This is a genomic window from Rhizobium sp. KDH_Rht_773_N, from assembly GCF_052946295.1.
Genome location: NZ_CM129525.1, coordinates 1,734,150 through 1,756,158, shown reverse-complemented (window position 1 = coordinate 1,756,158; position 22,009 = coordinate 1,734,150). Strand labels below are relative to the sequence as shown.

Here is a 22,009-nt window from a genome sequence, read left to right as displayed (position 1 = left end):
GTTACCCTTCGATACGCGGGGCTTGCTGGCCGTTGCGGCCATTGCCCTTGGAAATTGCCTGCAGCACTTCCATACGTTCGCCGAACATGGCGACCGTGCCGTCCTTAAGCACCATGATCTTGTCCACGCATTGCAGAAGTGCCGGGCGCTGGGTGATCGTCACGGTCGTGATCCCCTGTTTCTTGGCGTGGATCAGTGCTTTTGCGAGCGCTGCTTCGCCCTGGGTGTCGAGGTTGGAATTGGGCTCGTCGAGCACGACGAACTTCGGATCGCCGAAGAAGGCGCGGGCCAGCGCGATGCGCTGCTTCTGGCCGCCCGAAAGCGGTGCCCCGTCGGAAGCCACGACGGTCTCGTAGCCCTGGGGGAAGCCTGCGATCAGCTCGTGTACGTCGGCAAGGACGGCCGCCTCGTAGATCTGCCGGTCTTCGACGTCGTCGCGCATGCGGCAGATATTGGCCTTGATGGTGCCCGGAAACAGCTGCACGTCCTGCGGCAGATAGCCGATGCTTTCCCCGAACTGCCGCTGGTCCCAGTTGCGCAGATCCATGAGGTCGAGGCGCACATTGCCCGAGGTCGGCAGGATCGAGCCCACCAGCATCTTGCCGAGCGTCGTCTTGCCGGAGCCGGAATTGCCGATGATCGCCAGCGATTCCCCCTTCTTCAGCGAGAAGGAAATGCCGTTCAGGATCACCTTCTTCTGCGGCGGCGGAACGAAGAGGATCCGTTCCACGTCCAGCCGTCCTTCCGGGTTGGGAAGACGCAGCCGCGGAAAATTGAGCGGCGAGTTCAAAAGCAGGTTCTTGATGCGGCCGTAAGCTGCGATCGATCGGTTAAACTGGTGCCAGCCTTCGATGGCTCCTTCGATCGGGGCCAGCGCGCGGCCGGAAATGATCGAGGCCGCGATGACCATGCCGCCGGTCAGCTCTCCCGACAGCGACAGGTGTGCGCCCCAGCCGAGAAGCCCGATCTGCGTGATCATGCGGCAGGCTTTGGAAACCCCCGTAAAGATGATGTTCCGGTCCTGTGCCTGCACATGCGATTTCAGCGAGCCGGCGGTTTCCCGGCCCCACATCTTCACCGCCTCGGGAATCATCGCGAGCGCGTTGATGATCTGCGAATTGCGCGACATGGAATCGAGATGGAAGTTCGCCCGGCTGAGATAGCTGTTGGATTCGGCGAACTGTTTGGCTGTGAATTTCTGGTTCAGGAAAGCGATTACGAACAGCACCGCGCAGCAGACCATGATGATGATGCCGAGATGCGGATGCACCAGGTAGACCACGATCACGAAGAGCGGCATCAGCGGCGCGTCGAGGAAGGCGATCAGCGTGCCTGACGTCAGGAAGCTTCGCAGAAGCTGAAGGTCCTGCAGGATCTGGTAGTCCTTGCCGTTCCCGTGCAGCGAGGCGCGCGCCGCCGCGCTCAGGATCGGGGCGCCCAGCTGGACCTCCAGTTCCACGGCGGTTCGCATCAGGATGAAGCGTCGGACGGAATCCAGGAAGGCCTGTATCAGGACAGCCCCCACCACCACGATCGAAAGCATCACCAGCGTGTCGATGGAGCGGCTGGTCAGGACGCGGTCGGAAATCTGGAAGAGGTAGAGCGGGATCGCCAGCAACAGCACGTTGATCGCGATCGTAAAGACCATCACGATGGCGAGGTTGCGCCTGATGACGGCAATGCCGCGCGCAAGGCTCAAGGCGAAATTCACCGGCTCGCTGCGCTTGTGGAAGCCGCTGGCTCCGCCGCCGCCCCCGCCCCCGCCGCCGCCGAAGTCCGGCTCCTTGCCGCCCCCGCCACCGCCGCCAGCGCGCAGGCGGCGCTCGTTTTCCTTCACCGGACCGGTGTCGCCCTCGATCGTCCTGGCGAAGGGAATGTCCGGTTTGGCCTTGAGTTCGTCGGCCTCATCGGGCGCCCGCCGTGCCTGAAGGTCTGGTGCCGCCCGCAATTCCTCGGTGGACTGCGGCCGTATTTCCGGCTCTGCGGCGGCACTGGCCGCGGGCATGTCGTGGCCGGAAAGCGGCCCGTCGGATCGCATGGTCGGCGTCACGGCTTGCACTTCATCCACTTTCTCCTCAGCGGCAGCCTCGACAGCCTCGATTTCAGGCGGGCAGGAAGGCGCCGTGCGCGTCAACTGGCGAAGATGATCCACGGCGTCATCGATGGCCGAAACGCAGGCCTGCGTCAGGACCTCCTGCGAATTCGCCGCTCCCGGCGACGGCTTCTCGCCACCCAGGTCGAGCGCGCTGCCATTGGCAAAAATCTGTTTCGAGATCTGATTCATCGCGGTCTCTCCCAAGATACGCAGGTCACGCGACCACGGCTTGCATTACATCCGAGGGGTGGGCGGAGGACCATGACGGATCCTGCCCGCTATTGATGACGGCGTCGCCGTTATCAGCGCCTTGGGGACTGTCGTCATCGAGAAAGGCGATGACTTCATTGGCAAGCCTTTCGCCTGCCGTTTCGGGCTGGGTCGTGTCGTGCTCGATGATCCCGCCCTGAATGAGAATGGCGTCGGAATAGAGCTGACCGGCAACATAGGTTGTGTTGCCGAAGCTGTCATAGTCGACGATTTCAGCGATGTTGGCGACGGTATTGCTGCCCGTATCGATCGTGACCACGGCATCCTGGGCATTTTCCAGAAGCTCGGCCGCGGCCTGGGTCACATCGTCGGAATCTCCGAGCACCGCGACCTGCTTGATGATCGTCATGTCGAAGAGGTTGCCGGTGATATAGAGAACGTTGAGGCCGAGATAGCCCTGGAAATTGATATCGGTGGACAAGCCCTGCGGCATTGTCGGATCGCGATCCTGGATGCCCTCTTCTACCTGGTGCATGTAGTCGGGCATCGTTTCGAAGCGGTCGTTGGCCCCGACATTGTGGATCGCCGCGAAATTCCAGATGAGGTTGTCGCCGGACTGGACGGTGGCATCGCCCTCCGCGCCGTCTTCGGCGCGCGCCCAGTCGTTGTCGTAGAGAAGTGAAATCTGCGTGATGCTGTTGATGTCGTAGACGCTGCCGCCGACGATGATGAGGTCGTATTGCAGGCCCATTTCGAAGAACGACGAGAAATTCAGCGTTGTATTGCCGCCGGTCAGAACGGTGGCTTGCGACCCGCTCGTCGTAACGGTCATGGTGTCGTTGTCGCTGACGAAATGATATTGCTCGATCCAGTTTACGAAGGTTACGTCGCCCTCGATGACGCTGACACGCCAGGCCATCGGAAAGATGGGATCGCCCTGCGCATCGACCATTGTCTGCGGCTGGGGCGCTTCGTACGCATCGCGTTCGAAGCTGGCGATATTGTAGGCAGCGGTTCCGGCGCCCGCGTTCGAATCGGCGGAGGACTGGAACACCGAGGCGATGTCGTCATTGTTGCTGTAGGCGTAGACCTGCGTGATGGCGTCGATCTGGTGATAATCGCCCATGACAGCCGTTACGGAAGAGATCACCGCAGTGTTGACGACGGACGCTATGTTTGCGACGAGGTTTGCGCCGGCAGTGACCTCCAGGCTGCTCGAAGCCGGGTCGTGCTGCTCGACGGATGTCTGGCTTTCGTCCGGGTCTTCGGGCGGTTGGGCAAGACCGCGGTCCGGCAGAAGATCGTCCAGCACCGGAACCTCGGAAACGAGCTTGCCGTTCATGTAGGTTCCGGTGATCTCGTCGCCCGCCAGCACGAAATCGTGCACCTGGTCATTTGGATTGTCCGCCGGCGGCTCACCCGTGCCGAGCGATGTCTGGCCGGAATCCTCCTTATCCTGGATATAGGCTTCCATGTCCGCGGCGATCTGCTTGATCCCCTCGTGGGTGTCGGTTCTGTGCAGATCGGAAAAGGGAGAGAATATCTCGACCTTTGAACTGAATTCGGCCAGTTTTTCCGTGACGAAGCTCGTATCGCGCGGGGCATGATGCCCGTCGGTCATGTCGAGATAGTCGTCGTCGTAGAGAACGTTGACCTGCGTGGTGTAACCGATCACCGATCCGGGACCATCGAAAACCTGCAGTTCTTCTTCGTCCTCGATGTTGATGTCCTGCGGACTGCCGAAACGTGGCAGCGGTACGTCGCGGTGGGCGATTTCGGACAGTTTGTCGAGGCTTTCCTCGAAGGAACTGCCGAACCGGCGCGGGCCGCCATAGACGATGTCGTAACTGACGCTGCGGTAGTTGACGTCGGGATCGTAGTCTTTGAGCGCGAGATCGGAAGCGAATGCCGGGCTTCTGGCGGTCAGGTCGTCGAGCGTCGGATTGTTTTCGGCAGGACCGGCTCCCTCGGTCAATTCTGTGCGCAGCCGCATCTCTTCGGTCATCGTTTCGAATATGCCGATGAAATGGGCGATGATTTCTGAGAATTTCTCGATTTGCATTGCCTTGGCCCTCCCTATCGAAGAAACGACCGGCCATGCGACGTCCTTCTGCGGGAGCCGCGCTGTTCGTCAATTCGTACGCAAGCATTCAAACTGCACCGGCCGAAGCCGGTGCAGCCCTTTCTTGGTCTTGGAGGTTATTGTCCGCTGGTATCTTCGCCGACGTCGGAGGCGTGCGAGTTGCCGCCGATGACGCTGGAGTCCACAGCGTTGCTGAGCATGTTCGCGCCCTGCACGAGCTCCAGATGGAAGCCCGAATTGGCGAGGATTGCAGAAGCATCTGCCGTCGAAGTGCCTGCAACGTCGTCGCCTGCCTTGAGATCCCAGCCCTTGCCGTCCATGTCGACGCCGTCAGCACCATGCGCGGTGCCTGCATTCGCGCTCAGCTGGTTCTGAGCGCCGGCGTTGTCCATCTTGACGTTCCAGGCCTCATCCTGGTCTGCGAGATGGTTTGCCTGCACGATGCTGAAGCCGGTATCGTTGCCTGCACCGTTCAGCGAATCGTTGAGAATGTTGTTGACGTCGAGCGTGAAGGAGAAGTCGTCGCCGATATTGAAGGTAAGATCATGGCCGGCCACGCCGAGGTTCCCGAAGTCCTTGACATCCTCGATAACGGCGAAGTCCGTGTCCGTCTTGTTGAAGCTGTCGCTGGTGTTGTAGCTGTCCGTGGTCGTCTTGGTGTCGGTATCGGTGACGGTCTTGATGTCGGTATCGATATCGGTGTCGGTCTTGGTGGTGGTTTCCGTATCCGTGACCGTCTTGATGTCGACGTCGTCGTCGCTGTACGACTTGGCGTCATAGCTCCAGTCGTAATCCGACTTCGTGGTTGTGGTCGTGTCGTTGTCGTTGATCGTGGTCGTCTTGGTGTTCGTGTCGTCGTCCGACTTGTAGCTCCAGTCGTATTCGTTGTCGCGGTTGTCGCCGTTGTCGGTCTTCACGTCGAGATCGATATGGGCCTTGACGTCGACGTCCGTGCTGTTGTCGGTGTTGTTGCGATTGTCGCCGTTAGCGATACCGCCGACATAGCCCGTGGAATCGTCATCGATATCGGTTGAATTGATGGCGCTGGAAAGGCCGTCGGCCAACGCGCCTACCTTCACGGTGTCGTCATCGGAACCGTGCTTGGGGTCATAAGACATTGCTGTTCCTCCAAAAAATTGGAGCAGCTTTCGAAGTCCCTCTCATCTCAAATGGGATCTTTGCTCGCGCTTGCTCCAATACGTTAACATCGGCAGATGGACGCGGTACCTCTTCATCTGCAGTTCATTGCGATTTGTTGTCCAAATTCTGTATTGGGACTGTGCTTAAGCAGTACAAAGGCGCACAGATCCGATCCCGGACTCGTTTTGAGCGCGAGCAAGGCAGTTCAACTTCTTTTTGAGTTCCCTCGAAAGAAGACCAAGTATCAAAAACACATGCCGATACTTGATTTTCACGTCGCCATTTTGGCAACCGTCATAGATTGGTGCAAAAATCCGGGTCCCGATAGATATCAATTCGGGCTAAGGCATCTGAAAGCCGGTTCAATACTGTAATTAAGCCCATGCCGGCTCGAAGGCCCGGCGGAAGCCGTTTACGAATGCGGCAGTGCCTCGCAAACCGGCAGCTCCGACTGTTTGCGATACCGCGAAGTTAAGCCCGGAAGGTTCTCCGTCTTATTTTGAAATATCGTCTGGCAATACCACTTCGATTTCGTATGTCCCGAACTAATACATGCTGCTTTATACCGAAATCTAGTTGAAATACCGCCCGCCAGGATGTTTCTGGTCGGAAATGCAACCATAAAGTGGCAAAAAATAAATAGAAGTTCCTGACAACTAACCCATTTGGGCCATTTCTTTCCTTTGAAATCCATATTACCATAATTAAGAAATGCCTAAAAGATAAGGCGGCCACATGCCTAGGGGCAATGTTCGTCGGCATGTAGTACCCGTCATCGCGCCAATGGGAGTAGATGCTCCGAGTTTGAGTATAGTGTAGCGCTAGGGGAGGCGTATATGTTCATGGTTGGGTCGGAAGTAGGAGATTCGGATCAGGCAAGAAGACTGAGCCCGAACGGGGAAACAGTCCTGGTAATCGCCAAGGCGGATCTGTTCTCGGAGTGCATGGTTGAGGCACTCGCAAAGAAATTCCCGAATTTCGATGTCGTAAGCGTATCGAGCGCGCAGTCCATATCCGAGAAGGATATTCAGGATATGCGGCTTGTCCTTTTCTATCACGTCGCCGGCGCCGAGTTGCATGATGCGCTGCAGGTCGTTCGCGAAAACCGTCCGGACGCATCGATCGGCCTCGTCGTCGAAGCCATCGACATGATGGAGCCCTATATCAGCCGCCTTGTCGAGGCGCGTGTCGTCGATGGCGTCCTGCCGCTCAACCTGCGCCTGGATGTCTTCATGGCGGCAATCGATTTGCTGATGAAGGGCGGCGAACATTTTCCATCCGCACTTTTAGGTCGTCTGTCCAATCGGGCGACGGCCCAGCTCGAGCCCTCGCTGTACCAGACCAAGTCCGTCGATGCAGCGCGCGCCAATGCCCTGAAGCTTCGCCGCAACAGCATGGCGGCCCTGACCACGCGCGAGGTGCAGATCCTCGACCTTATCTGTAAGGGCACGCAGAACAAGATTATCGCCGACAAGCTTCACCTGTCCGAAAACACGGTGAAGGTCCACGTCCGCAATATCTACAAGAAGATGAATGTGAGAAATCGCACGGAAGCGGCCTCGCGTTTCTTCAACGACACGTCGGACAACGGCGAACTCTCCGGCAGGTGGCCGCACTAGGCCATCAGTCCGTCCGGGACGTGCGGGCAAAGCAGCGCGATTTCTGGCCGAACCCGCTCGGCGAGCAGATATACGGCGCGGAACCGGGATAGATCGCGGCGCTCACTTTCGCCGGCGCGGTCTTTGGTTCGGCGGCATCGGGGAAGTCCTTCGCGGCACGTGGCGCACTTGCCACAACGACGTTCTTCTCCGTGCTGCCTACGATCGCCGGATCGACTACCGCACATGACATCGGTCCGAAAGCCGAGAGAACGACCGTCGCCGCCAAAACCAGAGAGCTGAAACCGCATGGCGCTCTGCCATGCATGCGATCGTCAGCCGTCATCGAAGAACCCCCTATATCATCAGGGCAATTGCGACGCGCCCTCGCACAGCACTGCCCGGCCACTTCCCTAAACTGGCTTCATCGACTGACGCAGGAGCGGTCGGACCGAGGCTTGGCACCATAGTCGTTGAGGGGGATTAATCAAGCGAATTCCAAAGTTTAATACTATAGCTATTTAGAATTGCTCTAGCGTTTTCAAGTTGACCTGACCTGATATCCTCCTATCATTTTGACCATGGGTGCAACTATCCGAAGAATAGCCAGGGTGGTTATTTGATCGATACTACTTCACGTTGAAGTTATCGAGACGGAAGAAGGGGGAGCCTAAAGTATAGAAGGGTCTAAAAGACCACACCACATGGGAAGGATTTGTAATGCGTAGCTTCATTCCCACCGAAGGACATTCAGGATCTGCGTCCGCATCGCCGCGACAGCGGTCAAAGACCGTGCTGGTCAACGGCGGCGCCGGCTTCCTGGGTTCGCATCTTTGCGAGCGACTTCTCGAGCGCGGCCACGAGGTCATCTGTCTCGACAATTTCCACACCGGTCGCCGCGTCAATATCGAGCATCTGCTGGCGAATACCCGTTTCAGGCTTTTGGAACATGACGTGCGCCAGCCCTACGATGTCGAGGCCTCCGTCATCTTCAATTTTGCGTCGCCGGCTTCACCGCCGGATTATCAGCGTGATCCTGTCGGCACCTTGCTGACCAATGTGCTCGGTGCCGTCAACACGCTCGATGCGGCGCGCCGCACCGGCGCAACGGTCGTCCAGTCCTCGACTTCGGAAGTCTATGGGGATCCGCACGAGAATCCGCAGCGAGAAACCTATTTCGGCAACGTCAACCCGATTGGTCCGCGCGGGTGCTACGACGAGGGCAAGCGATCGGCCGAAACCCTGTTCTTCGACTATCACCGCAAATATGGCGTCGATATCAAGGTTGGCCGGATCTTCAACACCTATGGCCCGCGTATGCGCCTTGATGACGGGCGGGTCGTATCCAACTTCATCGTCCAGGCGCTCTCCGACGCGGACATCACCATCTACGGCGACGGCAGGCAGACGCGCTCCTTCTGTTATGTCGATGATCTCGTCGATGGGTTCCTGCGTTTCGCCGAGGCCGGTGAGCACTGTGTCGGTCCGATCAATCTCGGCAATCCGGCGGAGATCACGGTGCGCGATCTGGCCGAAATCGTCCTCGATCTGACCAATTCGCGCTCGCGCATCATTTACCTGCCGGCCGTGGCAGACGATCCGCAGCAGCGCCGGCCGGACATTTCCAAAGCCAGGGAAACGCTGAACTGGTGGCCGACGACGGAGTTGAAGGCCGGGCTCAAGCGCACGATAGCCTATTTCGATGCGCTGCTGACCTGCCGACAAGTGGTGGAGGCACTATGAGATGCCCCGCTACATCCTGGTTACGGGTGGCGCCGGCTTCATCGGCAGCCACATCTGCAAGGCGCTTGCGCGTGCCGGCATGGTTCCGGTCACTTACGACAATCTTTCCACCGGGCATATCGATAGCGTCCGGTGGGGGCCGCTGATCCAGGCCGACATCGCCGACGGCGCGAGGCTGCGGCAGGTGATGGCCGCCTATTCGCCGGATTGTGTCATCCATTGCGGTGCCAATGCCTATGTCGGCGAATCCGTCGAAAAGCCGAGCGTCTATTATCGCAACAACGTCATAGGCAGCCTGTCGCTGCTGGACGCCTGCCTCGACTGCAATATCGACAGGATCGTCTTTTCCAGCAGCTGCGCGACCTACGGCATCCCGGAAATGTTGCCGATCGGCGAGAAAACGCCGCAACAGCCGGTCAGTCCCTATGGCAGGACCAAGCTGATCTTCGAAATGGCGCTGGAGGACTATGCGGCTGCTTATGGCATCCGTTTTGCCGCGCTCCGTTACTTCAACGCCGCAGGCGCCGATCCGGAAGGCCAGCTTGCCGAGCGGCACTATCCCGAAACCCATCTGATCCCGCGTGCGCTTCTTGCCGCAAGCGGCCGGATCGAGAGCCTCGATGTTTTCGGCACCGACTATCCGACGGAAGATGGCACCTGTGTCAGGGATTATATCCATGTCAGCGATCTCGCCGAAGCGCATCTTGCCGCCGTTCGCCACCTCCTGGTTGGCGGCAATTCCCTCAGCCTCAATCTGGGTTCCGGCCGCGGCACGTCGGTCGGCGAGATCCTCCGGGCCGTCAGGCGGAAGACCGGCCATAAAGTGCCGATCCGTTGCCAGCCGCGCCGCGCCGGCGATCCGCCCGTGCTTTTCGCCGATACGAAAAGGGCTTGCCTGGAATTGGACTTCGTGCCGACGCTTTCGGATATCGACACGATCATCCGCACGGCCGGCCCGACCTTCGGACTGGAGGTGATCGCATGAGCGCCGGAGCCGGAATCGGTCGAACATATCGGTCTTCCGCAGCCGGATCCCGGATGTTCGAGCCCGTCTTTGCCGGCTGGAACCGGGCCGCCTACGGCCTTGGCATCGCCGGCTGGCTGGCAGCGCTTGCCTACTTCTGGCTCTGGTGGCTCGAGCCGACGCACGTCGTTTCATGGCCGGCATTCCTGCTCGTCACCCTCGTCCTTGCCTGGATCACTCTGGTGCCGGCCTATTTCATCCTGATTTTTCTGGACGCAAGGCAGGTCGGATCGTCCGCCGGCCTGCCGCAGGGCCGCGTCGCCATGGTGGTCACCAAGGCGCCGTCGGAACCCTTCGCCGTCCTGCGCAAAACGCTTCTTGCCATGCTCGATCAGAAGGGTGTCGAGTTCGATGTCTGGCTTGCCGACGAAGATCCGTCCGAGGAAACGAGGAGGTGGTGCGGGCAGCACGGCATCATGATCTCGACCCGCAAGGGTGTGAGCGAATATCACCGCGCCACCTGGCCGCGCCGCACGCGCTGCAAGGAAGGCAATCTCGCCTGTTTCTACGATCACTTCGGCTACGAACGCTATGACTTCGTCGCTCAGTTCGACGCCGATCATGTTCCGACGCCGACCTATCTTCGCGAAGTCCTGCGACCCTTCTCCGATCCCGAAGTGGGCTATGTCTCGGCACCCAGCATCTGTGATGCCAATGCGGCCGAAAGCTGGGCCGCCCGCGGCAGGCTCTATGCCGAAGCAAGCCTGCATGGCTCGCTGCAGGCGGGATACAATAATGGCTGGGCGCCGCTTTGCATCGGCTCGCACTATGCCGTTCGCACGGCGGCCTTGAGGCAGATCGGCGGGCTCGGCCCCGAGCTCGCCGAAGATCATTCGACCACGCTGATGATGAATGCCGGTGGCTGGCGTGGCGTCCATGCGGTCAATGCCATCGCCCATGGCGATGGGCCGGCGACATTCGTCGATCTGGTCGTGCAGGAATTCCAGTGGTCGCGCAGCCTGGTGACGATCCTCCTGCAGCATTCTCGCCGCCATGTCGCCCGGCTGCCGCTGAAGCTGAAGTTCCAGTTCCTGTTTTCGCAGCTCTGGTATCCGCTGTTTTCAGCCTTCATGGCCCTGACGTTCATGCTGCCGGTCGCGGCCCTGCTCACGGGGCATGTCTTCGTCAACGTCACCTATCCGGCATTCCTGTTGCACTCGCTGCCGCTGTCGCTCGCACTGACGGCATTCGCCGTCTTCTGGCGCGCGTCGGGCACATTCCGGCCACACGACGCGAAGCTTTTCGGCTGGGAAGGTGTCGTTTTCATCCTGCTGCGCTGGCCCTGGTCGCTTGCCGGCAGCCTCGCCGCGCTGCGCGATCACATGACCGGTTCCTTCGTCGATTTCCGTATCACCCCAAAGGGTGATCAGGGCGCGCGCAAACTGCCGGCGCGGATCATCGCACCATACATTGCGCTGGCAGGCATTTGTGCCGCGGCCATGGCTTTTGCTGCCGATGGCGATGCTGCGCATGGCTTCCAGATCTTCGCGGCGATCAACCTGTCGATTTATCTGTCGCTCGCAATCCTGGTTGTCGTCCGTCACGCCGCCGAGAACGGTCAGCCCTTCCTGCCGCAGACATACGGCCTGCGCCTTGCCGCTGCGGGCGGTCTCGTTGCCTGCCTGGTCGGCGGAGCGCAGCTCGGCAACCACGGGCTGGTTGCCGTGGAAGCGCTTTCGCACGGCCAGCCCTTTGTCACCTTTACCCGGTCGCAATTCGCTGTGGCGGGCGCGGGGCTCGGCGGCGGCAAGACCAGGATCGTGAAATTCCGTCTCAAATGGCACGGTTTTGCCGACCTTGGCCGGGAGCGAAGGGATGTTGGAGAGAGCAGAAATGCGTGAGGAGGACAAAATGAGCATGACAACACGATTGACGGGAGGAGTGCTGGCTCTGTGCCTTAGCCTTATCCTGCCGGCGGGCGCACTGGCCGCAGAAAAGAAGAAAGCACCGGTACCGGTGCCGCTGAGCGCCGGCGAACTCTACGGGATCTACGCCAACAAGACCTGGATCTGGAATACGGGCGGCGGTCGTTTCTTTGGCGAGGGCAGGCATTTCGTCGCCTGGGTCGACAATGGCGGCAAACAGTCTTTCGCCGAAGGCCGTTGGGTCGTCGACGATTTCGGCCAGATGTGCATGCGCGCGACCTGGACCAACAATGAGGGGGCGGCACGTGCCAGTACCTGCTTCGGCCACCGCAAGATCGGCAATACGATCTATCAGCGGCGTCAGCCGAGCGGGGACTGGTACGTGTTCCGGCACGCTTCCACGAAAACCGACGATGAGTTCCGGAAGCTGGTTCCGGCAGACACGGTGAGCCTGAAAGCCAAAGAGCTGAAACAGGTTCTCGTGACCAACAGGTAAGCCGAAGGGGAGGGCAAGACCATGAAAACCCTGGCGAAGAAAATCTCGACGGCAGCAATCGCGTTGCTTCTGTTCGGCGCTGCCGACCTGTCGCACCGAAGCGCGGCGCAGAATGCCATCGCCCCCGCGAATACGGCTGCGCAAACGATCGCCGACAAACGACCGGTCATTCACGCCGGCGGCATCCGGTTTGGCGCCTACGACCCGCATGGAGATTTCGGCGCGCAGCAGAACGTAACGACGGAGCACCTTTTCCTTCCATGGGAAGATGTCGATCTCGAAACGCTGCGTGTCGCGGACGCCTATGCGCTGGCGAGGGGCCGCAACCTGCTGATCACGGTGGAACCCTGGTCGTGGGATGTGGACTGGCGGCTGACGTCAGCTGAACTTCGCCGGAAGCTGTTCCGCGGTGAATACGACGCGAACATGCGGGCGATTGCCAGGATGATCGCCCAGCTGCAAAGTCCGGTCATCATCCGCTGGGGACAGGAAATGGAAGACGATTCCGGCCGCTTTTCGTGGTCCGGCTGGAATCCTGCCGACTATATAGCCGCCTACAGGCGCATGATGGATATCGTGCGGCAGGAAGCGCCCAAGACGAAACTCATGTGGTCGCCGAAGGGAAAGCCTGGCCTCAATGCCTATTATCCCGGCGATACCTATGTCGACTTTGTCGGCCTATCGGTTTTCGGCCTGGAGCCTTACGACCGGATCGTTCACAACGGCCCGCGGACGTTTGCCGAGGCGCTGAGGCCGGGATACGACCTTGTCGCCCGGTATCACAAGCCGGTCTGGGTGGCCGAGCTCGGCTATGAGGGCAGTGACGGATACGTCAAGCCGTGGATGGAAACGGCGACGCTCAAGCAGGGCGATTTTCCCGAACTGCAGGAAGTCGTCTACTTCAACGACCGCGACGTGCATGCATGGCCATTCAATCTCGGCCGGCCCGACTGGCGCGTCGTTGACGATGCCAGCAACTGAGCTGGCGTGCTGAATGCGCTGGGGTTGCCGAAAGGGAAAGGCCCGCCGATGGCGGGCCGCAATTCGTCGTGCAGGATATGATTAACCCCTGATGGTCGCCTTGCCGGTCTCGACAAGCTTCTGGGCGGCATCTGCCACCGAGATACGTTCGAAGGCGAGTTCGTCGCAGGTCGGACGAAGCACCCGCTGGTCGAATTCGGTGGAGCCCATCGGAACCGGCGGCGGATACTCACCCACCTGATCCTTGAGCAAGGTAATGTACTTGACCGTCTCTTGCTCCGTCGGGTTGAGCTGCGGCAGAATGGCTTCCCGCACCACCGGCGACATCGGCACGCCGCGTTCTACGCCAAGGATCTTGCCGGCTTCCGGATCGTTGACGAAGAAGCTGATGAACTTTGCGGCTTCTTCACCCTGCTTGGTCGTGGCGCCCACGCTCCAGATCAGTCCCGGACGATAATAGTGGCCCGACGGGCCGCCCTTCTTCTCGCGCGGCAACATAGCAATACCGAGCTTGTTCTTGATGACCAGCTGATAGCCGACCATCTGGTTGGAGTAGGCCATGCTGATGGCCGATTTACCAAGTGTGAGGCAGTTCGTGTCGATGTTGTTCTGGTCCAGCGTCTGCACGTCGGCAGCAACGGTGCCGCCGGCCTTGCGCAGCTTATCCCAGTAATCGAACCATTCCTTGGCGTCGTCGACCGTGAAGCCGAGGGTCGGGCTTTCCTTGGCATAGAGGCTCTTGCCGCGCTGGCGCAGCCAGGCGTCGAAGACGTAGGTGTAACGCGCTGCGAAAGGACCGGGCTTGCCGCCGGATTTCCCGAGCTCCACGGCGAGCTTGGCATATTCCTCCCAGGTAAGATCGGGCGTCGGCGCCGGAATGCCGGCCTTTTCGAATGCCGCCGTGTCATAGAACATCGCGAAGGAATTGAGGCCGAGGCCGACACCGTAGAGCTTGCCGTCCACTGTTGTCAGTTTCAGCATGTCGGCGCCGAAATCGTCGACCTTCAGCGTCGATGGCACGAATTGATCGAGCGCCAGGCAGGCGCCGCGTTTGGAATAATCGGAAATCGTGCCCGGCTCGAGTTGGAAGACGTCGGCAATCGAGCGGCCGGCCATCTGTGTCGCAAGCTTCGTCCAGTAGCCGTCACCGGCCAGCGATTCACCGACGATTGTGACGCCAGGCGTCTTGGACTGGTAGAGCTTGGCGACATCGAGCGTGCGCTTGGCGCGGTCGTTCGAGCCCCACCACATGGCACGAAGCGAAACGTCCTCGGCAAAAGCGGGGGTCGCGCTGCCGGCGCCGAAGGCGAGGCCGGCCGCGGCACCTGCGGTTCCCATCAAGAATGAACGGCGATTGACCTGCATTGATTTCCTCCTTTGTCCAATGCCCGGTGCCATCCTCCAATGGTCTTTCCGGGCGTCTCGGCGTAGAGTACGCAAAAAATTTCTCTTTGCAAGAAATTATGATTGTCTTGCAAATTTGCATGATTTGCATAATCTTTGCCGTATGGATGAGATCAAAATGAACGAGACCAAGAGCAAAAGGCCACGCCAGGCCGATATCGCCAGTCTGGCCGGTGTATCCGTTTCCACGGTCTCGCGGGTGCTCGCCAACGAGCCCGGCATCAGCGAAAACGTGCGGCGGCACATCCTGAAGGTCGCTGCCGAGCACGGCTATCCGGTTAAGACCGTGTCGGAAAGCGTTCCAGGCGGGCTTGCCCTGATTGCCAGTGACGGGGCGACCGGCGGCCTCAGCGTCTTCTACGAATCGATCGTCGAGGGTCTTCGTGCCGGCGCTGCCGAGGCCGGCATGCCCTTCGAGGTGCGGCTCGTGCGTGAGGACCGCACCACGCCCGACGTCGTCGGCGAATATATGCAGACGGCGGATGCCGAAGGACTTTTCCTCGTCGGCATCGATCCCAGCGATACGCTGCGGGTCTGGCTGGAAGAAACGGGAACGCCGACAGTGCTCGTCAACGGCACCGATCCGCGCCTGCGTCTCGACGGTGTCTCGCCCTCCAATTTCTTCGGCGCCTACGAGGCGACGAGCCGGCTCACGAAAGCCGGCCATCGCCGCATCATGCATCTCACCGGCTCCCACCGCCACACGATCCGCGAGCGTGTGCGGGGCTTCGAGGCGGCGATTGCCGCGGTGCCCGGTGCCGAAGGCCGGCTCGTACCGCTTACCTTCCAGGGCAGCGCCAGCCGCGAGGCGCATGAGCGCACGCTCGCGATGCTCGCCGAGGATCCGGGATATACGGCAGCTTTCTGCATGAATGATTTCATTGCCGTCGGCGTTCTTGAAGCCGTTACCGAAGCGGGCCGTCGTGTTCCCGAGGATTTTGCGATCGTCGGCTTCGACGACCTGCCCTGCGCGGTCATGACCAATCCCCGGCTTTCCACCATGCGCGTCGACCGCGCAGCACTTGGCCGCGAGGCCGTCTCCCTGATGCTCTCCCGCTACCGCGACAGGACCGCTCCCGCCCGCCATATCTGCCAGGCGGTCGTTCCCGTTGCCGGAGGCACCGTTCCCGATACAGACAAGCTGTGAGTGATGCCGATGACCTATGATCCCGCCAGCGCAAACCCGCTTGCAGGCAATCCGCTGAAGACGCGCGCCGACATGATCCGTGCCGTCAACGACCTCTTCGACCCGCTGCTGCCCTTCTTCTCCGAGGGCAGCGCTCGCGTTCGCCTCGATGGCGCCGGCGCCCATTTCGACCGGGCCGCTGCCGATCTCGAAGGCTTTGCCCGTCCGCTCTGGGGTCTTGCGCCGCTCGGCGCCGGCAGGAACGCTTTCGATCACTGGCACCGCTTTGCCGAAGGCCTGGCCAATGGCTGCGATCCGGCTCATCCCGAATATTGGGGCACGGTCAACGCCCGCGACCAGCGCATGGTGGAACTCGCCGCTCTCGGTTTTGCCCTGGCGCTGGTGCCCGACAAGATCTGGGAACCGCTCGACAGCCGCGCCCGTGACAATGTCATCGCCTATTTCAAGCACGTCCGGCAGTTCGACTATGCCGACAACAACTGGAAATTCTTCCGCATCTTCGTCGATATCGCGCTCGACCGTCTCGGAGCCGATTTCGACCGCAGCCTGACCAGGCAATATCTCGAGGAACTCGAAGGTTTCTATATCGGCGACGGCTGGTATCGCGACGGCAATATCCGCCGCATCGACCACTACATTCCCTTCGCCATGCATTTCTACGGCCTGATCTATTCGAAGCTCGTCGATGATGACTATGCCAGGCGCTATCGCGAGCGCGCCGTGCTCTTCGCCAGGGATTTCCGCCACTGGTTTGCGCCCGATGGCGCGACAATACCCTTCGGCCGCAGCCTTACCTATCGTTTCGCCTGTGCCGGTTTCTGGTCGGCGCTTGCCTTCGCCGATCTCGAGGCATTGCCCTGGGGCGAGGTCAAGCATCTCTGCCTGGAGCATCTGCGCTGGTGGCGGGACAAGCCGATCGCCAGCCACGACGGCGTTCTCTCCATCGGCTTCGGCTATCCGAACCTCCTGATGTCCGAGAGCTACAATTCTGCCGGCTCGCCCTATTGGGCCTTCAAGGCCTTCCTGCCGCTCGCCATTCCGGAGGATCATCCTTTCTGGCTCGCGCAGGAGAAGGCACCGGAGCCGGTGCCGGATGTCGTTCCGCAGCGTCATCCCGGCATGGTGGTCATGCGCGCCGGCAATGATGTCGTGGCGCTGTCTTCGGGGCAGGAAAACCTGCAAATGCGCTTCGGCACGGAGAAATACGCAAAATTCGCCTATTCTGCCCGCTACGGTTTCAGCGTCGAGGCCGACGAGCGCGCTTTCGCATTGGCTGCCTTCGATTCGGCGCTCGCCTTCAGCGACGACGGGCTGCATTACCGTGTCCGGGAGACGAACGAGGAAGCGAAGATCGCCGGCGACATCCTTTATTCCAGATGGTCGGCCTTCAAGGACGTGAAGGTCGAAACCTGGCTCGTGCCATCGGTGCCGTGGCATATCCGCGTTCACCGTATTGCGACGCCGCGCCCGCTGCAGACGGCGGAAGGCGGCTTTGCGATTGCCAAACGCGATCTCGATGCGGATACGCTTTCAGCGGCCGAAGGCTCGGCCCATGCGATCGGCGAAGCGGATTTCACCGGCATCGTCGATCTTGGTTCCTCGATCAAGCGAAACGGCCTTGTGCAGAAGGCGCTGCCGAATACCAACCTGATCGTTTCCAAGACGCTCGTGCCCCAGCTCCGCGGCGAGATTCCGGCTGGCGAAACGATCCTGGTCACGGCTGCGCTCGCGTTGAACGATCCGGCTGCCGTATCGGGCGTTTGGTCCACGCCGCCCAAGGCTCCCGATCTCGTTGCGCTCCAGAAGCTGGTCAGCGAAAAGGGCGTGACCGTCAGCGCCATCGAAGCGCCGGGACACATGCCATGAGCCGTCCTGCCATCGTCCTCGCCATGCAGCCTTCCCGTACGGAGCATGTGCTGCCCGAGACGATCCTTCGCCGGCTGGATGGCGTCGGGCGCCTGCTGGATGCCGAGCCGCTCGAGCACTTTGACGACGAGCGGGCGAAACGCCTTCTTTCCGAGGCGGAAATCCTGATCACCGGCTGGGGAGCGCCTTATGTCGGCCATGAGGTTCTGACGCTTGCCCCGAAGTTGAAGCTCGTGGCTCACGCGGCAGGAACGGTGAAGGGCATCGTCGATGCCGGCATATTTGAAGCCGGCATCGCCGTCAGTCATGCGGCCGAGGCCAATGCCGTTCCCGTTGCCGAATTCACGCTGGCCGCGATCATCTTCGCCGGCAAACATGTCTTCCGCTTTCGCGACCTTTATGTCGCCGACCGCCATCGTGATCGGACCTACCCGATGCAGCGGGAAGCCATCGGCAATTATCGCCGCACGGTCGGCATTATCGGCGCCTCGCGCATCGGGCGCCGTGTCATCGATCTGCTGAGGCCCTTCGACTATCAGGTGCTGCTCTTCGATCCGACAGTCGATGCTGAGCAGGCACGCGCAATGGGCGCGCAGAAGGTGGAGCTCGACGAGCTCATGCGCGGATCGGATATCGTCTCCGTCCACGCGCCGTCGCTGCCGTCTACCCGGCACATGATCGATGCGTCGAAGCTGGGCCTGATGAAGGATGGCGCGACGCTCATCAATACGGCCCGTGGCGCGCTGATTGATGAGAATGCGCTGCTGGCCGTGCTGAAAACCGGCCGTATCGACGCCGTCATCGATGTGACCGATCCCGAAATACCGGGACCGGGTTCGGCATTCTACGACCTGCCCAACGTCTTTTTGACGCCGCATATCGCCGGCGCGGTCGGCCTGGAGCGCACCCGCCTCGGCGAAATGGCGGCGGACGAGGTCGAGCGCTTCATCAAGGGCGAGCCTCTTCTCTACGGGCTCACCCTCGAAAGCCTGGAAAATACCGCCTGAGGCCTCTTACGACGCCTTCAGGGAATTCGGCGAACCGTCATTGGCAAGTTCCGGCATGAGGTCGGATATGCTGACGACCTTGCCGGTGCGCGAACTCGTCAGTGCCGCGATTCCGCAGAGCACGGACATGGCGCCGGCCCGGGTGCCGGCGCGCTGTGCGAGCCTGTCCTGCATGTCGGGCTTGAAGATCATGTTGCGCATCCTGTCGTCGCCGCCATAGTGGCCGCCGGAGGAGTGCGGCACCTTGATCCGCTTGACCGCCTCCTTGCCATGCGGGAAACTGCGGATCAGCAGGATCGTATCTTCCCTCGGCTCCTCCCAGGGCTGCGCCTCATATTGGCGGATTTCGATGCGGCCCTTGGTGCCGTTGAAGGCGAGGTGATGTCCCTCGATCGGCTGGAACGTGTTCAGCGAATAGGAAACGTGCACATTGTTCCGGTAGCGGATGGAAACGACCATCGTATCGGGGATGTCGATATCTTCGCGGAAAACGCAGCCGTCGCGGAAATAGCCGTCGATCTTCGACGGATCCTCATAGAGCGTGTCGAGGAAAGGATCCTTCTCGAGATCGAGGTAATAATCGCACTCCTGCGTATGCGGACAGAGCTTGCAGCGCGGGCCGCGGAACGGCCCCTTGCGGCCGTAGTTCTGCAGATCGGCAAAAGAGGTCACGGCGTCGGGATCGCTGTCGAGATACCAGTTCAGAAGGTCGAAATGGTGGGTTGCCTTATGAACGAACAGGCTGCCGGAATTTTCCGTATAGGCATGCCAGCGGCGGAAATAGTCCGCGCCGTGCTTGGTGTTGAGATACCAGTGAAAATCGACCGACGTGACGCGGCCGATCTCACCGGAATTCAGTAGTTCCTTGATCTTGGCCGCCGTCGGTGCGTAACGATAGTTGAAGGAAACGTCGACCCGGCGGCCGGTGCGCTTTTCCGCGTCCAGAATCCGGCGAATCTTCTCGACCGAGGTCGTCATCGGTTTTTCGGTGATGACGTCGATGCCAGCTTCCAGCGCGCGCACCACGATATCGTCATGCGTATGGTCGGGCGTGCAGACGATCACCAGGTCCGGCTTCTGCTCTGAAAGCATCGAATCGATGTTTTCGTAGAGCGGCGCGTTGCTGCCGATCATGGTGCGGGCGCGTTCGCCGCGCAGCGAATTCTTCTCGACGATCGCGGTCAGGTCGACATGCTCGCGCCAGCCGGCCAAGAGATCCTTGCCCCACATCGTAGTGCCGCGGTTACCGGTGCCGATCAGGGCAAAACGGCGTTTCTCCATCGAATGATTCCTCCTTCATACGTGATGAAACGATTGGATTTTAAACTAGGCTTGGCAGCAGCTCCTGAAGCGCTCGACGCAGGTGGCGATCACCTCGTCGGCAGGACGCTTCCACCAGTTTTCGGCGGAGAAGATCTCAACCTCCTGGGCGCCGAAGAAGCCGGCGGCTTCCACCATCCGTCTTATGCCTTTGAGATCGATAACGCCATCGCCCATCATGCCGCGGTCGAGCAGCATGTCCTTGGTCGGGACCAGCCAGTCGCAGATATGGTGGGCAAAGATGCGTTTCATCCGCCCGGCCCGGGCAATCTGGTTGGCAAGATCGGGATCCCACCAGACGTGATAGACGTCCACGGCAACGCCGACGTCTTCGCTCAATTGCTCGCACATGTCGAGCGCCTGGCCGAGCGTGTTCACGCAGGCGCGGTCGGCGGCATACATCGGATGCAACGGCTCGATCGCGAGTTTCACGCCCGCAGCCTGCGCATGCGGCAGCACGGCGGCGATACCGTCGAATACCATCTGGCGCGCTGCGACGATATCTTTCGAACTGCCCGGAAGCCCGCCGACGACGAGAACGAGGCAATCGGCTGAAAATGCCGCCGCTTCGTCGATGGCGCGTCTGTTGTCGTCGAGGTTCTTCTGCCAGTCCGCCGCGTTTGCGGCCGGAAAGAAACCGCCGCGGCAAAGGCCTGTGAGCTTGATGCCGTTCGACTTGACGATACGTACCGCCTCGTCGAGGCCGGCCTTGGCCACCTGATCGCGCCAGGGCGCAATCGAGGTGATGCCGTGTTTCAGGCAGATATCGACGGCTTCCGCAAAGCCGCATTGTTCGCGGATCGTCGCGAGGTTGATCGAAAGTCCTTCGACCTGCATGTCATTCCCCTCCCATTGCCGACCGGCGCTCAGTGAACGCCGTGGACGGCAAGCACCTGCTTCATGCGGGCAGTTGCCATTTCCGGATCGGCAAGGACGCGGGCCTTGTCGGCCAGGCGGAAAAGTTCCGCCAGATGCGTGAGAGACCGCGTGCTTTGCTGGCCGCCGATCATCGCGAAATGATCCTGCAGGCCGTTGAGATAGGCGAGGAAAACGACGCCGGTCTTGTAGAAGCGGGTCGGCGCCTTGAAAATGTGGCGCGACAGGGGAACGGTCGGTTCGAGCAGGTCGAAGAATTCGCGATTGCTCTTGCGGCCGAGCGCATCGAGCGCCGCGGAGGCGGCCGGCGCGATCGCGTCGAAGATGCCGAGCAGCGCGTCCGAATGGCCCTGTTCGTCGCCGGCGATCAGTTCGGCATAGTTGAAGTCGTCGCCCGTATACATGCGCACGCTCTTCGGCAGCTGCCGGCGCATGGTCACTTCCTTCTCCTTGGAAAGAAGCGAGATCTTGATGCCGTCGACCTTCGCGGCATTGGATTCGATGACCTGAAGGCAGGTTTCCATTGCTTTCAGGTGGTCGCCGTTGCCCCAATATCCCTGAAGGGCCGGGTCGAACATTTCGCCGAGCCAATGGATGATGACGGGTTCCCTGACCTGGCGAAGGATCCGGTCATAGACCCTGATATAGTCGTCCGGTCCCTTGGCCGCGGCAGCGAGCGCCCGGCTTGCCATCAAGATGATGCGGCCGCCCGCGGCTTCCACCGTCTCGATCTGCTCCTCATAGGCACGAATGATCGTGTCGATTGTCACGTCGGGTCCGGGCGCCAGGTGGTCGGTGCCGGCGCCGCAGGCAATCAGCGCGTCCTTGCGGGAGCCGGCTTCGGCAAGCGCACGACGGATCAGCTCGCGTGCTTCCGGCCAGCCGAGACCCATGCCGCGCTGGGCCGTATCCATCGCCTCGGCAACGCCGAGGCCGAGATCCCACAGGCGATGGCGGAAGGCAAGCGTCCGCTCCCAGTCGATCGCCGGCGTCAGCCACGGATCGTTGTCGGCAAGCGGATCGGCCACCACATGGGCGGCAGCAAAGGCGATGCGCGGGAAGCTCTTGGCCTCCCGCTTCTTGAGCTCGATCGGCGTGCCGGTCAGCGCATAGGGAACGATTTTGCCGTCGAGAGGAAGATTGATCGTCGTCAC

16 protein-coding genes and 1 pseudogene are annotated in these 22,009 nt (G+C 60.7%); 9 read left to right on the top strand and 8 right to left on the bottom strand.

Features of this window, described 5'->3' with window-relative positions; genetic code table 11:
• Position 1 precedes the first annotated feature (1 nt).
• The 3 genes from ACU8HS_RS08910 to ACU8HS_RS08900 form a co-directional block, all read right to left on the bottom strand.
• Positions 2 to 2,284, bottom strand: coding sequence for a type I secretion system permease/ATPase (locus ACU8HS_RS08910; RefSeq protein ID WP_447015774.1), 2,283 nt, complete (start codon positions 2,282 to 2,284; stop codon positions 2 to 4).
• A gap of 25 nt (positions 2,285 to 2,309) precedes the next feature.
• Positions 2,310 to 4,367, bottom strand: a complete 2,058-nt coding sequence (locus tag ACU8HS_RS08905) for a hypothetical protein (protein ID WP_447015773.1) — start codon at positions 4,365 to 4,367, stop codon at positions 2,310 to 2,312.
• A 137-nt stretch (positions 4,368 to 4,504) separates the two neighbouring features.
• Positions 4,505 to 5,506 (bottom strand): fibrinogen-binding protein, encoded by a 1,002-nt coding sequence (locus ACU8HS_RS08900; RefSeq protein ID WP_447015772.1) that lies wholly within the window; start codon positions 5,504 to 5,506, stop codon positions 4,505 to 4,507.
• 858 nt (positions 5,507 to 6,364) lie between these two features.
• On the opposite strand from ACU8HS_RS08900, the gene ACU8HS_RS08895 reads away from it, so the two are divergent.
• The gene (locus ACU8HS_RS08895; protein WP_112564816.1) at positions 6,365 to 7,147 is read left to right on the top strand and encodes a response regulator transcription factor; all 783 of its coding nucleotides are present in this window, start codon (positions 6,365 to 6,367) and stop codon (positions 7,145 to 7,147) included.
• A 4-nt stretch (positions 7,148 to 7,151) separates the two neighbouring features.
• Here ACU8HS_RS08895 and ACU8HS_RS08890 read toward each other — a convergent pair whose 3' ends face one another.
• The gene (locus tag ACU8HS_RS08890; RefSeq protein WP_162763326.1) at positions 7,152 to 7,472 is read right to left on the bottom strand and encodes a hypothetical protein; all 321 of its coding nucleotides are present in this window, start codon (positions 7,470 to 7,472) and stop codon (positions 7,152 to 7,154) included.
• A gap of 374 nt (positions 7,473 to 7,846) precedes the next feature.
• On the opposite strand from ACU8HS_RS08890, the gene ACU8HS_RS08885 reads away from it, so the two are divergent.
• The 5 genes and pseudogenes from ACU8HS_RS08885 to ACU8HS_RS08865 all read left to right on the top strand — a co-directional run bounded on the left by ACU8HS_RS08885 (position 7,847) and on the right by ACU8HS_RS08865 (position 13,235).
• A complete protein-coding gene (locus ACU8HS_RS08885) occupies positions 7,847 to 8,869 on the top strand; it encodes a UDP-glucuronic acid decarboxylase family protein (RefSeq protein WP_447015771.1) in 1,023 nt (340 codons plus the stop codon).
• Between the two features lies 1 nt (position 8,870).
• The gene (gene galE, locus ACU8HS_RS08880) at positions 8,871 to 9,854 is read left to right on the top strand and encodes a UDP-glucose 4-epimerase GalE (RefSeq protein ID WP_112759059.1); all 984 of its coding nucleotides are present in this window, start codon (positions 8,871 to 8,873) and stop codon (positions 9,852 to 9,854) included.
• Positions 9,851 to 11,734 carry a glycosyltransferase family 2 protein gene (locus ACU8HS_RS08875; protein WP_447015770.1) on the top strand — a complete coding sequence of 628 codons (1,884 nt, stop codon included), beginning with the start codon at positions 9,851 to 9,853 and terminating at the stop codon, positions 11,732 to 11,734. The genes galE and ACU8HS_RS08875 overlap by 4 nt, the downstream gene beginning before the upstream one ends.
• Positions 11,735 to 11,744: 10 nt before the next feature.
• Positions 11,745 to 12,268: pseudogene (locus tag ACU8HS_RS08870) on the top strand (DUF995 domain-containing protein); the annotation flags it as partial.
• A gap of 7 nt (positions 12,269 to 12,275) precedes the next feature.
• On the top strand, positions 12,276 to 13,235 hold the full coding sequence (locus tag ACU8HS_RS08865; RefSeq protein ID WP_447015769.1) for a glycoside hydrolase family 26 protein: 960 nt from the start codon (positions 12,276 to 12,278) through the stop codon (positions 13,233 to 13,235).
• An 81-nt stretch (positions 13,236 to 13,316) separates the two neighbouring features.
• Here ACU8HS_RS08865 and ACU8HS_RS08860 read toward each other — a convergent pair whose 3' ends face one another.
• A complete protein-coding gene (locus ACU8HS_RS08860; protein ID WP_447015768.1) occupies positions 13,317 to 14,600 on the bottom strand; it encodes an ABC transporter substrate-binding protein in 1,284 nt (427 codons plus the stop codon).
• Between the two features lie 157 nt (positions 14,601 to 14,757).
• Between ACU8HS_RS08860 and ACU8HS_RS08855 the strand changes: the two genes are divergently transcribed.
• The 3 genes from ACU8HS_RS08855 to ACU8HS_RS08845 are packed head-to-tail and all read left to right on the top strand — an operon-like array spanning position 14,758 to position 18,659.
• A complete protein-coding gene (locus tag ACU8HS_RS08855) occupies positions 14,758 to 15,786 on the top strand; it encodes a LacI family DNA-binding transcriptional regulator (RefSeq protein WP_112756247.1) in 1,029 nt (342 codons plus the stop codon).
• A gap of 9 nt (positions 15,787 to 15,795) precedes the next feature.
• Positions 15,796 to 17,652 (top strand): DUF2264 domain-containing protein, encoded by a 1,857-nt coding sequence (locus tag ACU8HS_RS08850; protein ID WP_447015767.1) that lies wholly within the window; start codon positions 15,796 to 15,798, stop codon positions 17,650 to 17,652.
• Positions 17,649 to 18,659, top strand: coding sequence for a hydroxyacid dehydrogenase (locus tag ACU8HS_RS08845; protein WP_447015766.1), 1,011 nt, complete (start codon positions 17,649 to 17,651; stop codon positions 18,657 to 18,659). Before ACU8HS_RS08850 ends, ACU8HS_RS08845 begins: the two co-directional genes overlap by 4 nt.
• Positions 18,660 to 18,665: 6 nt before the next feature.
• Here the strand turns inward: ACU8HS_RS08845 and ACU8HS_RS08840 are convergent, their stop codons facing one another.
• The 3 genes from ACU8HS_RS08840 to ACU8HS_RS08830 are packed head-to-tail and all read right to left on the bottom strand — an operon-like array spanning position 18,666 to position 22,009.
• Positions 18,666 to 19,940 (bottom strand): Gfo/Idh/MocA family protein, encoded by a 1,275-nt coding sequence (locus ACU8HS_RS08840; RefSeq protein ID WP_447015765.1) that lies wholly within the window; start codon positions 19,938 to 19,940, stop codon positions 18,666 to 18,668.
• A 45-nt stretch (positions 19,941 to 19,985) separates the two neighbouring features.
• Positions 19,986 to 20,816: a sugar phosphate isomerase/epimerase family protein gene (locus ACU8HS_RS08835; RefSeq protein WP_447015764.1), complete on the bottom strand. Its 831-nt coding sequence runs from the start codon at positions 20,814 to 20,816 to the stop codon at positions 19,986 to 19,988.
• A 29-nt stretch (positions 20,817 to 20,845) separates the two neighbouring features.
• Positions 20,846 to 22,009 carry a dihydrodipicolinate synthase family protein gene (locus tag ACU8HS_RS08830; protein ID WP_447015763.1) on the bottom strand — a complete coding sequence of 388 codons (1,164 nt, stop codon included), beginning with the start codon at positions 22,007 to 22,009 and terminating at the stop codon, positions 20,846 to 20,848.